The following is a 12,542-nucleotide window of genomic DNA, read 5'->3' on the forward strand; positions in this document are numbered from 1 at the left end:
TTATATGGTAAAAGATCAAGTATCAATTGTAACTGGAGCATCACGTGGGATAGGTAAGGAAATTGCTTTGAAGCTAGCTGAACAAGGTGCAAAATTGACGCTTGTAGGCAGCTCAGAAGAAATTCATCAATCTGCAAAGGATTTAAATGAACAAGGCTTTACTGAGGTTATGGCCGTTCAGGCTGATGTAGCGAATGAAGAAGATATGAAGAAAGTAATCAATGCTACACTTGATAAGTATGGAAAAATTGATATTTTAGTAAATAATGCAGGTATTGGTTTCTTTAAATTAACAGAAGATGTTACGGTGGAAGAATGGAGTAAACTTTTCGAGGTAAATGTTCAAGGTGTTTTTATTGCAGCTAAGGCGGTGCTTCCGCATATGAAGGAACGAAAAACAGGTACCATAATCACGATTTCATCAGATGTCGGTCGTTATACGATACCTAATGGTGCAGCCTATACTGCATCTAAATATGCGGTTCAAGGCTTTTCTGGATCTCTTGCCCAAGAAGTACGTGAATATGGAATCCGTGTTGGAACCATTAATCCAGGTATGGTTGACACCTACTTTGCCAACTCAACACAAGGATTACCCGAAAAACATGATTGGTTAAAGGTCGAAGATATCGCTAACGCAGTAGTATATATGGCTTCCGCTCCAAAACATATGTTAATCGATGAAATTGTGCTTCATCCATTAGTTCAAAATTATCCTATTGCTTAATCATCTAAAACCTGAGAGCAGAAATGGCTCTTAGGATTTTTTTTATCTTTAAGACTTTAGTCTTATATATGTTTCATTCTTTTTTATAAGGTAGAATTTTTTGAAAAAAGATATAATAGAGAAAACTGAATTTTCGGGAGTGAAATAATGGTAGAGGAGAAACACCATTCTGAGCATCTCATACTTAAAGAAATAGCCGAATTGTTAAATAAAGAAACAAAGGTCAACGAAGTTCTTCCGTCTGTTTTGAAAAAATTACTTCAAGTGACTGGTATGGAAACGGGTTGGATTTTTTTAGTGGATGAAAAGGGTCATTATGAATTGGCGGCTAAAGAAAACTTGCCACCTGCCTTATCGAGTCAAGATTGCTCCTTGATGTGTAAAGGAGATTGTTGGTGTCTTGATCGTTATAATGATGGTCGATTAGAAAAGGCAACGAACATCATCGAATGTAAACGGATTGAAGATGCGATTGAACATAATTGGGGTGAAACCCAAGGAATGACCCACCACGCCTCTGTTCCACTCCGAGCAGGAAGTGAAAAGTTTGGTGTTTTAAATGTCGGTTCACGAAATAAGACCCATTTCCATGCTGACGAGCTAGACCTTTTAGAATCGATTGCCTTCCAAATTGGAACAGCACTTAAAAGAATGAAATTAATTCAAAAGGAACAGGACATTGCTTTAACAGAAGAACGAAACCGTTTAGCTCGTGATTTGCATGATTCGGTTAATCAAATATTATTTTCATTGAGCTTAACCGCGAGTGGTGGACGTGAAATGTCTGATCATCCTGAAGTAAAGGAAACTTTTTCCTATATACAAGATTTAGCTCAGGAAGCTCTAACTGAAATGAGAGCACTGATTTGGCAATTAAGACCACAAGGATTAGAAAATGGAGTAGTATCTGCACTATGCAGTTATGGAAATATGCTTGGGTTGAAAGTTAAGACCGAAGTTAAGGGAGTGCTATCCCTACCGGGGCGTGTGGAAGAAGCGGTCTGGAGAATTGGGCAAGAAGCGCTTGCTAATTGTAAAAAACATTCACAACAAACTGAGGTAAAAATACAGTTTAAATCAGATAAGAATGTATTTATCATGTCGATTGAAGACAGTGGCTGCGGATTTTATTATGATAAAAATCAAGAATTGCCATCTCTAGGTTTAAAAAGTATGAAGGAACGGACGGAAGCCATAAAAGGAACTTTTGACATAAAGAGTAAACCAGGAAAGGGTACTAAGATAAAAATTAAAGTGCCAATTTAAACGGGGTGAATAGGTAATGACGATTAAAATATTAATCGCAGATGATCATCATGTTGTGAGACGTGGTCTCATCTTTTTCTTAAAAACGCAGAAAGATATTGAGGTAATTGGGGAAGCGAAAAATGGACAAGAAGCACTTGAAATGACGAAAACTTTAAATCCAGACCTCGTTTTAATGGATCTAGATATGCCGATAATGGACGGAATTGAAGCAACAAAACAAATCAAAGCCATATTACCCAATATGAAAATTATGATTCTGACCAGTTTTTCTGATCAAGACCATGTGATTCCTGCCATTGAAGCTGGTGCTTCAGGTTATCAACTAAAGGATATCGAGCCAGATGAACTAGTTCGCACAATTAAAAGAATGCTTGCAGGTGAAAACCAATTACATCCTAAAGCAACAACCCATTTATTATCTCATTTAACTAATAAAAATCGTGAAATAAAACAGCCAATTGATGATTTAACGAAAAGAGAATTAGATGTATTGTTAGAAATTGCAAAAGGAAAAAGTAATAAGGAGATTGCTTCTTCTCTGTTTATTACGGAAAAGACAGTTAAAACACATGTGTCCAATGTCCTAGCTAAATTAAATTTACAGGACCGTACTCAAGCAGCTCTTTTTGCTGTAAAAAACGGATTAATGGAAAACTAAAAATGATAAAACAGGCAAGGTCATCGTAACCTTGCCTGTTTTATTTTTGCTTAAGAAAATGTGTAAACTCACGCTTGGAGAACTTCCTAGAAATCGAGCAACCTGAAGTGGGAGTCAACACTACTTATTTTATGTGAACAACCTATTTCTACAACTAAAGTCTGAGAAAAAGTTCTAAAAACCTCTAGCTAATAGAGTAGACAATATCAAGCGTTTCTACGATTTAGAGTTTTCTTTCTTTTCCTATAATAAACATATACAAATCATAAGGAGCGAATGAAAAATGAAAATATTAATGATAAATGGAAGTCCTCGCAGAAACGGCAGAACAGGTATTGCTACAAGAAGTATTGCAAGACAATATGGGGTTGATGTAATTGACTTAAGCGGTGAAGATGCAGTTCCTTTATATACAGGTGAGGATGAGCAAGAACAACTAGAAAGTGTTCAAAAATTAAGTCAAAAAGTTAAAGAGGCAGACGGAATTATTTTAGCATCACCTGAGTATCACAATGGGATGAGCGGAGTTTTAAAAAATGCTTTAGATTTCTTAGGTAGTGATCATTTTCAGCATAAACCAGTAGCTCTACTTGCCGTAGCTGGCGGTGGAAAAGGTGGAATAAATGCTTTAAATAATATGAGAACAGTGATGAGAGGGTTATATGCAAATACCATTCCGAGACAACTTGTTTTAGACCCTATCTGTTTTGAGTATCAACAAGATAGTATTAAACAGGATTCCATGAAAATGGTTGATGCTCTTATTAGTGAATTAAAGTTGTATACGAAAAGTTATCTTGTTTTGAAGGAGGAGTAGTTTATGAGTGAATTATATAAAGACCGACGTTTTTATCTAATCATTGCAGCCAATATTCTTTCCTCCATTGGTTCAGGAATTACGATGATCGCTATCCCCTGGCTCTTAGTTTCAAAAGGTGATGGCGCCACTCTGTATGGTTATGCCACTATCGTGATGACCATAATAAATTTTCTAAGCGCACCATTTATTGGTCAACTAGTAGATCGTGTTTCAAGAAAAAAATTATTAATGTTAGGTGAAACAGTGGGATTTTTTATGGTGCTACTATTTGCCATTAGTGGATTTCTAGGAATTGAATATTCAACTTGGCATTATATGTTACTGTATGGAACAGGAAGCTTTTACTATAATCTTTTCTATCCAGGAATGTTTGCACTAACGCAAGAGATCTTTCCTAAGAGCGTCTATAAAGCTTTGAATGGGGCAATGGAAATTCAAGGTCAGTTATCAAGTGTGATTGCAGGTGCAGTAGCTGCCCTTCTTCTAGGAAAAATAAACTTAGAATGGATTCTATTGTTTGATGCGGTCACATATATAAGTGCATGTATTTTCTTTTGGCTTATTCCTTATGCGCAAAGAAAATTAGACATGAAAAAGGGAGATTCTTTTTGGATGAAATTAACGGAAGGTTTTCGTTACATGAGGTTACGTCCAAAATTATTTTTCTTTTTAATCGCATCTTTTATGCCTTTTATCGGGGTTATGGTAACGAATTATTTATTTCCTGTTTATTTAGTGAATGTATTAAAGGTTGAAGGTTCTATTTATGGAGCCCAAAGTATGGTTTATGGGATTGGAGCAGTACTAGCAGGAATCATGATTCCTTTTCTCGCAGCCAAGCTTGGCAATGAAAATTCCATTATGTTAACTACTTTTGTCTATACAATCGCAATCAGTATTATTATTTTTACAAAAGCTGTTCCAATCTATTTGGTGCTAATCGCTCTTTTGGCCTTTGGAAATGCGGGCACTCGTGTGGCACGTAATTCTTTTTTAATGGACCACATACCAAACCAAATTGTCGGTCGTGTCGACAGTTTATTCCGTACGATAGGTTTGGCTATTCGAATTTTATTACTATCGCTATTCACTTATATAAATTCGCAATTTCAAACCCAATATAGTTTTTACCTTTTAGCTGTTTTACTATTGATTGCTTTAACGGTTGTGATACTAACAAAAAAACCATCAAATAAAAAAATAAAAGAAAGAAAATGGAAAGAAATCGGGCAAAGTGAAAAGGCTTGAATCAAAAGGGGTTAACCTTTTGGTTCAAGCCTTTTCTTTTGGGTGGAATTCACATTGAGCCATTTTCTATAAAATTGAATTCAGTTTCTTCATTAGACAGGTTTGTATTAGCATGGTCGATGTAACGCAATAGAGAATATAGATGTTTTTCAAGTATAGAGTAATCTTTTTCAAAATGGTAAGCGTGAAGGAAATGTTCAATTTTTTTAGATAAAAACTGATCCTTAGTTCTTACCATTAAAATTAATAAATTATCCCACTGTGAACGATGGGTATAATATAAAGCTCGATCATAGTCAACAATATTCATTCTTCTCTCTCCTCCTTACTAGGAGTTGAAATTATTTTATGAAGAAACCTCAAAAAAGTTTCCCTACAAATGTTGGACTTGTTGTTCTAATAAGGTTTTCAACATTTTCCTGTATATTTATGTTTAAATCTGGTCAGTAAATCAAATGATAAACAGTAAAAACAGAACCGAAAAAGGAGGAAAATATGAAAAAGTTATTTATTTGTTTTTGTTCCATTTATTTGTTGTTAAATACAACTCCTGCAAGTGCAAAGCTAGAACAGCCATATACATATGAAAAGATGAAGAATGATATTTATACCCTAAAAAAAGACTATAAAGATGAATTAGTCATAAAAACACTGGGATTTTCTCATTTTGGACGAAAAATACTAGCTGTTAAATTAGGATCTGGTGAAAAAAACATCCTCCTTATTGGGGCTCATCATGGTAGGGAGTGGATGACTAGTGCATTGCTTGTGGAAATGTTGGAAACCTATGCAGATGCCTATCATCGTAAAGTGAAAATTGGCGAATACCCAACTGATATTTTAAATGAAGTATCCATTTGGTTTGTTCCGATGTTGAATCCTGATGGTGTAGCCATCCAACAAGAGGGGCTTTCAGCTGTTCCAAAATACCATCGAGGAAAGTTGCTAAAAATGAATCAAAATTCTAAAGACTTTTCCAGGTGGAAGGCAAATGCAATAGGTATTGATTTAAATCGACAATATCCTTCGGGGTGGGATCAGGTACCTAGTGAGGGTGTCAATTCTCCATCGTACCAATTTTATAAAGGAGAAAAGCCGATTGCTTCTCATGAGACAAAAGCCATCGTAAGATTCACTAAAAAAATCAAGCCAATTATGGCGGTTTCCTATCATACGGCTGGAAGAGAGATATATTGGAAATATAATAATGGCGAAAATAAACAAAGGGATTTTCTGATTGCCAACAAGGCTGCATCTTTAACAGGTTATGAATTAGCCAAGCCTCCAAAAGAAGCGGTTGGTGCAGGATATACCGATTGGTTTATCCAAACTTATCACCAACCAGCAATGACAGTTGAGATTAGTTATTTGGTTGGAGAAACAAGCCCTCCATTAAGTGTTTTTGATGAAGAATGGAGAAGAAATCAATTTTTAGGAATGATGCTGGCGAATGAAGCAAAAAATATCAATAAGCTTAACTAAGAAGGTGGTATTCAAATGAAAAAGCTTCAGTTATCATTTATGGCATTCTTTATATTGGTGTTTTTTGGAATGTCCCAAGCTCATGCTGAAAGAATTGATTACGAAAAATACGGAAAGATTGCTATTGCTGTAGTAAAAGCAGACTACCCGGGGGAACCCGTAACAGAGTATCAATATTTAGGAAGAGAGAAAATAACAGTAACTGATGTACAAGATTCCTTTCAATTTGCGGTAAAAGATGAAGGAAAACAAAAAAGTGTAGTGGTGAAAGTCAAGCATAGTATTCAAAGTAACAAACTTTTACAGCTTACAGTTGAAGAAATGAAGCAATAGCCCACTTTTGGGCTATTGTTTTTTATTACCTTTAAATGTTGTGGAATAATACCTTTCACTTTGTTTTCATCATTCCTTCAAATATCTCATACATTGTGATAAGAGGATGAAGGGGGAGTGACGGATGAACGAGCAGGGTCGGAAAGATTTGGAATATGCGATAACCGAAATTACTGAGATTGCTAAGGGGTTTGGCTTAGACTTTTACCCAATGAGGTACGAAATTTGTCCAGCCGATATTATTTATACCTTTGGAGCCTACGGGATGCCGACGCGCTTTTCTCATTGGAGTTTTGGGAAGCAATTTTATAAAATGAAGCTTCATTATGATTTAGGCTTAAGTAAAATATATGAACTCGTAATCAATTCAAACCCATGTTATGCATTTTTATTGGATTCCAATTCTCTTATTCAAAATAAACTTATTGTCGCTCATGTTCTTGCTCATTGTGACTTCTTTAAAAATAATGTTCGTTTCCAAAATACGAAACGCGATATGGTTGAGAGTATGGCTGCCACAGCTGAACGAATTCGCCAATATGAAATCCTTTATGGAAAAAAAGAGGTTGAGTCCTTCCTGGATGCTGTTTTAGCCATTGAAGAACATATCGATCCTTCCTTAATGAGACCGAAACTAAATTGGACACTTGATGATGTTGAAGTTGAGGAGGAAATAAGACCTAGTTTATCTCCTTATGATGATCTTTGGAATTTAGATGAAAAAGATAAAAAACAAGAACCTAAAAAGAATAAAAAGGTATTCCCTCCTCAGCCAGAAAAGGATATCTTACTTTTTATTGAATCATACAGCAGGGAATTAAAGGATTGGCAAAGGGACATTTTAACCATGATGCGTGAGGAAATGCTTTATTTTTGGCCGCAACTTGAAACCAAAATTATGAACGAAGGCTGGGCTTCCTACTGGCATCAACGAATCTTAAGAGAGATGGACCTTACTAGTGGCGAATCCATTGAATTTGCCAAGTTGAATGCCGGGGTCGTACAGCCCTCTAAAACAGGTATTAATCCCTACTATCTTGGTATAAAAATCTTCGAGGATATTGAAGAAAGGTATAATAATCCTACAGAAGAAATGAAGCGCAGAGGTGTTAAGCCTTGTTCAGGGCGTGAAAAAATGTTTGAAGTTCGTGAAATTGAATCAGATATATCTTTCCTAAGAAATTATTTAACAAAGGATCTTGTTATGCGAGAGGATATGTATTTATTCCAAAAGCAGGGCAAGGAATACAAAGTGGTTGATAAACAGTGGGAGCATGTTCGTGATCAGCTTGTCAGCATGAGAGTAAATGGAGGCTTCCCATATATTACGGTTAATGATGGAGATCATTTAAAAAATGGAGAACTGTATTTAAAGCACTGGTTTGAGGGTATTGAATTAGATTTAAAATATCTCGAAAAAGTTCTTCCATATATTTACCAACTTTGGGGTAGACCTGTTCATATGGAAAGTGTCATTGAGAATCGAAATATGCTATTTACGTATGATGGTAAGGGAATTCATCGTAAATATTTATAAGAAAGTACTATGGACCATTCTAAGGAATTGGTCCATTTTCCATTTAACAGTCTAGTTTATCGGTGAAAGTTTAGGTAGAATGAAAAAGGATAAGAAGTAAAAATTCTGAAATGAGGAACATAAACGAAATGAAAAAGAGAATAAAAATTTATATGATCCTATTCTTCATTTTATATACCTTTACCGCTTGCTCCCACTCCAAAAGTGAAGAAGTGAGTTTGACTGTATCAGCAGCAGCCAGTATGCAAGAAGCTCTTACTCAAGTGAAGGAGATGTATGAAACAAATCATAAGGATGTTACGATTTATTTTAATTTTGGATCCTCAGGAGCCTTAAAACAACAAATTACACAGGGGGCTCCTGTAGATTTATTTTTTTCAGCTTCAAAGGATCAATTCGATGAACTAGTAAAGAATGGCCATATCTCTAAAGAGGACAGCGTGGATTTAATTGGTAATGAGCTGGTTTTGATTCAAAACAAAAATAAGGATTCGCTGAAACTTAAGGACATTTCTGGTCTAACCAATAATAGCATTTCTAAAATAGCTATAGGTACGCCTGAAACCGTTCCAGCTGGAGAATATACGAAAGAGACACTGGAGAACCTTCAGCTTTGGGACAATTTGAAAAATAAAATGGTATTTGCAAAAGATGTACGACAGGTTCTAACCTATGTCGAAACAGGAAATGTAGATGCCGGTTTTGTTTATAAAACAGATGCTTTAATCTCAAAAAAAGTTGAAATAACAGGAGTAGCTCAAGCTGGAGACCACTCAGCTATTATCTATCCGTTGGGAGTCATAAAAAATTCAAAACAAAAAGAGGAAGCGAAAAGTTTTTACAAATTCCTACAAAGTGACCAAGCTTTAAAAATTTTTCAGGAGTACGGTTTTCATACATTAAAAAAATAGGTTTATACATCACCTCTTTAAGTCAAAACTTGAGAGGAGAAACATCTCTTAGGTTTGACTTTTTTATTGATGCACATTGTTCACATATTTTTCACATGTTTATATTGTTTAGTCCAAAGTCATCCATTAGCATTAAATATGTGATTCTAAAAAATTTATTAAGGAGTCTATTATGAAAAAGGCAATTATTGCAGTTATTTTATTAATCGGAATTATGGCGGGGTGTGCTTCACAAAATGAACAAGAACATCAGAATGGCAGCCGCGAATCTTTAGAAATCATTGAAGTAACCATCCAAACTCCAGAAACCATCAATCCAAATGAGGAAGTCACAATAAAAGCTCTGGTTACTCAAGGAAACGAAAAAGTTGATGATGCAAATGAAGTGAAATTTGAAGTATGGAAAGATGGACAGGAAGAACATGAGATGTTAAAAGGCGCAAATGAAGGTAAGGGTATCTACTCCATTAAAAAGACTTTTACTGAAAACGGTAAATATTATGTTATTAGTCACGTAACTGCTCGCAGTATGCATGCAATGCCGAAAAAGGAATTTGTTGTAGGTACAGTAGAAGAACATGATCATGAGGCAGCTGAAAATCATGAAGATGATCATGGCCATCACGATGGTTCTATTGAGATAGAAATGGCAATGGACCCTTCTTATGTAATCAATAAAGAAACTAGTTTGAAAACGACTGTTAAACATGAAGACGCTCTTCTTAAGGGAGCAAGAGTAAGATATGAAATTATTTCACATGATGATAGTAACAATGTGGAATGGTTAGAGGCAAAAGAGGAGGGAGATGGCATTTATAGTGCTACAACCTCTTTTAAACAACAAGGAACTTACCATATTCAAATTCATGTAAATAAAGAAGATCAAGAAATACATGAGCATAAAGTGATTATGATTGATGTAAAATAAAACTTTTTGAAAGTATAAAAGGATGCCTAAATGGTATCCTTTTATTTGTTATTATCTACTATTATATTTTCAAAATATGAAACTAAAACGTTGACTGTACGGTTTGTTTTCATATACATTTAGAGTATCTAATAAAAAAGGGGTGAGACTATTGGGAAGTACTATCGAATTGGTGAGTTAGCAAAGATGACCGATATTTCCAAAAGAACAATCGATTATTATACCCAATTAGGCTTATTAAACCCTATGCGGACGGACTCGAACTATCGGTTATATAGTGAAGACTCATTACAAACCTTAAAGCTTGTGGATCATTATAAAAAGATGAATATGCCTTTAGAGGAAATAAAGAACTTGATTGTTCTTTTAAACTCAAAGACTACTGCTGTAGATGAAATGATCATGAAGAAGCATGTCGAGCAAATCTCTGAGTATATGCATCATCTTGAAATGGAGATTAAGGAATTAAGACCAATATTAGAAAATTTAGATGGAAAGCAGAAAGAGTTGATTCTTAAACGTCTTTCTAACCAGGGCAGTGCTCTTGCTCAATCATTACTGTATTTAATCAGTTAATCGGTTTTCATTTTCTTCTTTGTTGAAAATTGTCATGCGTTTCTACAAGAGAATGTGAAAAGAGAAGAATAATTATTCCATTCTTTTAATAAATAACTATAAAACATTACACTTAGGAGGTGTATTCCTTCACTGTAGAATTACAGTAAGGAGACTATTTGGACATATATCATTTGATCATAGTGGCAATTTTAATTGCTTTAACAGGTTTTTTTGTGGCAACAGAATTTGCGATTGTAAAAATACGGAGTACCCGGATCGATCAGTTGGTGTCAGAGGGAAACAAAAATGCAATTGCGGCCAAAACTGTGATCTCAAATTTAGACGAGTATTTATCTGCTTGTCAATTAGGAATAACGATTACTGCACTAGGGCTAGGATGGTTAGGAGGATCTACTATTGAAGATCTTTTTTATCCTCTTATCACATACTTTAATTTATCTGAATCATTGTCAACGGGATTGGCTATTTTCATTGCTTTTACAACCATTACGTTTTTACATGGTGTCATTGGGGAGCTTACACCGAAAACAATGGCCGTCCAAAAGGCGGAAGAGATTACCCTGTTATTTTCAAAACCAATTATTCTATTCTATAAATTGATGTACCCGATAATCAAAGCACTAAACGGATCAGCCCGTTTATTATCAAGACTATTTGGTTTTAAGCCAGTGGCTGATAACGAAATGGTCCATACAGAAGAAGAACTCAGAATGATTCTTTCTGAAAGCTATAAAAGTGGTGAAATTAACCAGTCTGAATATAAATACGTAAATAATATTTTTGAATTTAATGATCGTATTGCCAAGGAAATCATGGTTCCGCGTACTGAGATGGTTGGGGTTGAAAAGGATCAAATCATGGAAGAGTTTATTGCCACTGCTACAGAAGAAAACTATACGCGTTATCCGATTTATGCTGGTGACAAAGATCATATTGTCGGAATGATTAATATGAAAGAAGTTCTAACTGACTTTGTGAAGAAAAGAAATATTCAGGAACCGATTATTAAATATGCACGGCCAGTTATAAAAGTGATGGAGTCGATGCCTATTCATGATCTATTGGCCAAAATGCAAAAAGAAAGGGTTCATATGGCCATCATTGTAGATGAATATGGCGGTACAGCGGGCCTTGTTACGGTTGAAGACATTATTGAAGAAATTGTCGGTGATATCCGTGATGAATTTGATCATGATGAAGTACCAGAAATTAAAAAGGTAAATGAACATAAAACAATTATTGACGGAAAGGTACTAATCGAGGAAGTAAATGATTTGTTTGGTCTCGAAATTGATGACACAGATATAGATACCATAAGCGGCTGGATATTGACTGAAAAAATGGAAGCAAAAGAAGGCGACAGTATTGCTCTAGGTGAATACGAATTTAAGATCCTTGAGATGGAAGGGTATCATGTAAAATCGCTTGAAATTGTAAAAATGCTAGGTCAAAAGTCAACTGCTTAAAAAGGGAACCCTTGATTAACAAGGGTTTCCTTTACTTTTTATTGTAAATTACTTAAGATAAAATCATCATGAAAATTTTAAACGGGGAGGATTTTGGAATGAAGGCATTATTTCGGCCATTATTAATTGTATGTGGGTCCCTGTTTGTCATCCTAGGTATTGTGGGAATTGTTTTTCCATTAATACCAACCACACCCTTCCTATTGTTAGCCGCTTTTTGCTATGCAAAGTCCTCTGAAAATTTGTACAATAAACTATTAAACACAAAATGGCTTGGGGCATATATTAGGAGTTTTCAAGAGGGGAAAGGTATCCCCTTAAGAGCTAAGTTTGTAAGTATAATGGTGTTATGGTTTTCATCAGGGTATTCCATCTTTTTCTTAGTTCCACTACTAGCAGTTAAAATAATCTTATTAGGTATTGTGGTTTACATCACCTATTATATTTGGTCCATACCAACAAAAGTAATGGAAAAAGAAATTTCTAAATAAATCCGAGGACTGCGGAAAATAAAGTGCCCAGAACGGCAATTAACGGACAAGTTAATAAAACCATATAAAAAAGGGGTGCTCCTAAAAGTTTAT

14 protein-coding genes are annotated in these 12,542 nt (G+C 35.1%); 13 read left to right on the plus strand and 1 reads right to left on the minus strand.

The window, feature by feature from the left end; all coding sequences use genetic code 11:
- Positions 1-4: 4 nt before the first annotated feature.
- The 5 genes from ACSBPO_RS05195 (at position 5) to ACSBPO_RS05215 (ending at position 4,722) form a co-directional block, all read left to right on the plus strand.
- Positions 5-727 (plus strand): SDR family oxidoreductase, encoded by a 723-nt coding sequence (locus ACSBPO_RS05195; RefSeq protein ID WP_442599004.1) that lies wholly within the window; start codon positions 5-7, stop codon positions 725-727.
- Between the two features lie 147 nt (positions 728-874).
- Positions 875-1,993 carry a GAF domain-containing sensor histidine kinase gene (locus tag ACSBPO_RS05200; protein WP_442599005.1) on the plus strand — a complete coding sequence of 373 codons (1,119 nt, stop codon included), beginning with the start codon at positions 875-877 and terminating at the stop codon, positions 1,991-1,993.
- Positions 1,994-2,009: 16 nt separating this feature from the next.
- Complete coding sequence (locus ACSBPO_RS05205; RefSeq protein ID WP_442599006.1) at positions 2,010-2,654, plus strand: response regulator; 645 nt, start codon at positions 2,010-2,012, stop codon at positions 2,652-2,654.
- A gap of 283 nt (positions 2,655-2,937) precedes the next feature.
- Positions 2,938-3,471, plus strand: coding sequence for an NADPH-dependent FMN reductase (locus ACSBPO_RS05210; RefSeq protein WP_442599007.1), 534 nt, complete (start codon positions 2,938-2,940; stop codon positions 3,469-3,471).
- 3 nt (positions 3,472-3,474) lie between these two features.
- The gene (locus tag ACSBPO_RS05215; protein ID WP_442599008.1) at positions 3,475-4,722 is read left to right on the plus strand and encodes an MFS transporter; all 1,248 of its coding nucleotides are present in this window, start codon (positions 3,475-3,477) and stop codon (positions 4,720-4,722) included.
- A gap of 49 nt (positions 4,723-4,771) precedes the next feature.
- Here ACSBPO_RS05215 and ACSBPO_RS05220 read toward each other — a convergent pair whose 3' ends face one another.
- On the minus strand, positions 4,772-5,032 hold the full coding sequence (locus ACSBPO_RS05220) for a YhdB family protein (protein WP_442599009.1): 261 nt from the start codon (positions 5,030-5,032) through the stop codon (positions 4,772-4,774).
- 185 nt (positions 5,033-5,217) lie between these two features.
- Here ACSBPO_RS05220 and ACSBPO_RS05225 point away from each other — a divergent pair, with 185 nt between their 5' ends.
- The 8 genes from ACSBPO_RS05225 (at position 5,218) to ACSBPO_RS05260 (ending at position 12,449) form a co-directional block, all read left to right on the plus strand.
- Complete coding sequence (locus ACSBPO_RS05225) at positions 5,218-6,204, plus strand: M14 family zinc carboxypeptidase (protein ID WP_442599010.1); 987 nt, start codon at positions 5,218-5,220, stop codon at positions 6,202-6,204.
- Positions 6,205-6,219: 15 nt separating this feature from the next.
- On the plus strand, positions 6,220-6,537 hold the full coding sequence (locus ACSBPO_RS05230) for a DUF3889 domain-containing protein (protein ID WP_442599011.1): 318 nt from the start codon (positions 6,220-6,222) through the stop codon (positions 6,535-6,537).
- A gap of 124 nt (positions 6,538-6,661) precedes the next feature.
- Positions 6,662-8,074 carry a SpoVR family protein gene (locus tag ACSBPO_RS05235; RefSeq protein WP_442599012.1) on the plus strand — a complete coding sequence of 471 codons (1,413 nt, stop codon included), beginning with the start codon at positions 6,662-6,664 and terminating at the stop codon, positions 8,072-8,074.
- A 128-nt stretch (positions 8,075-8,202) separates the two neighbouring features.
- Entirely contained in the window at positions 8,203-8,985 is a 783-nt protein-coding gene (modA, locus tag ACSBPO_RS05240) for a molybdate ABC transporter substrate-binding protein (RefSeq protein ID WP_442599013.1), read from the plus strand.
- Positions 8,986-9,157: 172 nt separating this feature from the next.
- On the plus strand, positions 9,158-9,913 hold the full coding sequence (locus ACSBPO_RS05245) for a FixH family protein (RefSeq protein ID WP_442599014.1): 756 nt from the start codon (positions 9,158-9,160) through the stop codon (positions 9,911-9,913).
- A gap of 186 nt (positions 9,914-10,099) precedes the next feature.
- Entirely contained in the window at positions 10,100-10,489 is a 390-nt protein-coding gene (locus ACSBPO_RS05250) for a MerR family transcriptional regulator (protein WP_442599015.1), read from the plus strand.
- 158 nt (positions 10,490-10,647) lie between these two features.
- Positions 10,648-11,958, plus strand: coding sequence for a hemolysin family protein (locus ACSBPO_RS05255; RefSeq protein ID WP_442599016.1), 1,311 nt, complete (start codon positions 10,648-10,650; stop codon positions 11,956-11,958).
- A 98-nt stretch (positions 11,959-12,056) separates the two neighbouring features.
- The gene (locus ACSBPO_RS05260; RefSeq protein ID WP_442599017.1) at positions 12,057-12,449 is read left to right on the plus strand and encodes a YbaN family protein; all 393 of its coding nucleotides are present in this window, start codon (positions 12,057-12,059) and stop codon (positions 12,447-12,449) included.
- Positions 12,450-12,542 lie beyond the last annotated feature (93 nt).

The organism is Neobacillus sp. D3-1R (assembly GCF_052180215.1).
Classification (GTDB): Bacteria; Bacillota; Bacilli; order Bacillales; family Cytobacillaceae; genus Pseudoneobacillus.

Coding starts and splice junctions, on each gene's coding strand:
- ACSBPO_RS05195 (WP_442599004.1), top strand. CDS start 5: ATGGTAAAAGATCAAGTATCAATTGTAACTGGAGCATCACGTGGGATA.
- ACSBPO_RS05200 (WP_442599005.1), top strand. CDS start 875: ATGGTAGAGGAGAAACACCATTCTGAGCATCTCATACTTAAAGAAATA.
- ACSBPO_RS05205 (WP_442599006.1), top strand. CDS start 2,010: ATGACGATTAAAATATTAATCGCAGATGATCATCATGTTGTGAGACGT.
- ACSBPO_RS05210 (WP_442599007.1), top strand. CDS start 2,938: ATGAAAATATTAATGATAAATGGAAGTCCTCGCAGAAACGGCAGAACA.
- ACSBPO_RS05215 (WP_442599008.1), top strand. CDS start 3,475: ATGAGTGAATTATATAAAGACCGACGTTTTTATCTAATCATTGCAGCC.
- ACSBPO_RS05220 (WP_442599009.1), bottom strand. CDS start 5,032: ATGAATATTGTTGACTATGATCGAGCTTTATATTATACCCATCGTTCA.
- ACSBPO_RS05225 (WP_442599010.1), top strand. CDS start 5,218: ATGAAAAAGTTATTTATTTGTTTTTGTTCCATTTATTTGTTGTTAAAT.
- ACSBPO_RS05230 (WP_442599011.1), top strand. CDS start 6,220: ATGAAAAAGCTTCAGTTATCATTTATGGCATTCTTTATATTGGTGTTT.
- ACSBPO_RS05235 (WP_442599012.1), top strand. CDS start 6,662: ATGAACGAGCAGGGTCGGAAAGATTTGGAATATGCGATAACCGAAATT.
- modA (WP_442599013.1), top strand. CDS start 8,203: ATGAAAAAGAGAATAAAAATTTATATGATCCTATTCTTCATTTTATAT.
- ACSBPO_RS05245 (WP_442599014.1), top strand. CDS start 9,158: ATGAAAAAGGCAATTATTGCAGTTATTTTATTAATCGGAATTATGGCG.
- ACSBPO_RS05250 (WP_442599015.1), top strand. CDS start 10,100: ATGACCGATATTTCCAAAAGAACAATCGATTATTATACCCAATTAGGC.
- ACSBPO_RS05260 (WP_442599017.1), top strand. CDS start 12,057: ATGAAGGCATTATTTCGGCCATTATTAATTGTATGTGGGTCCCTGTTT.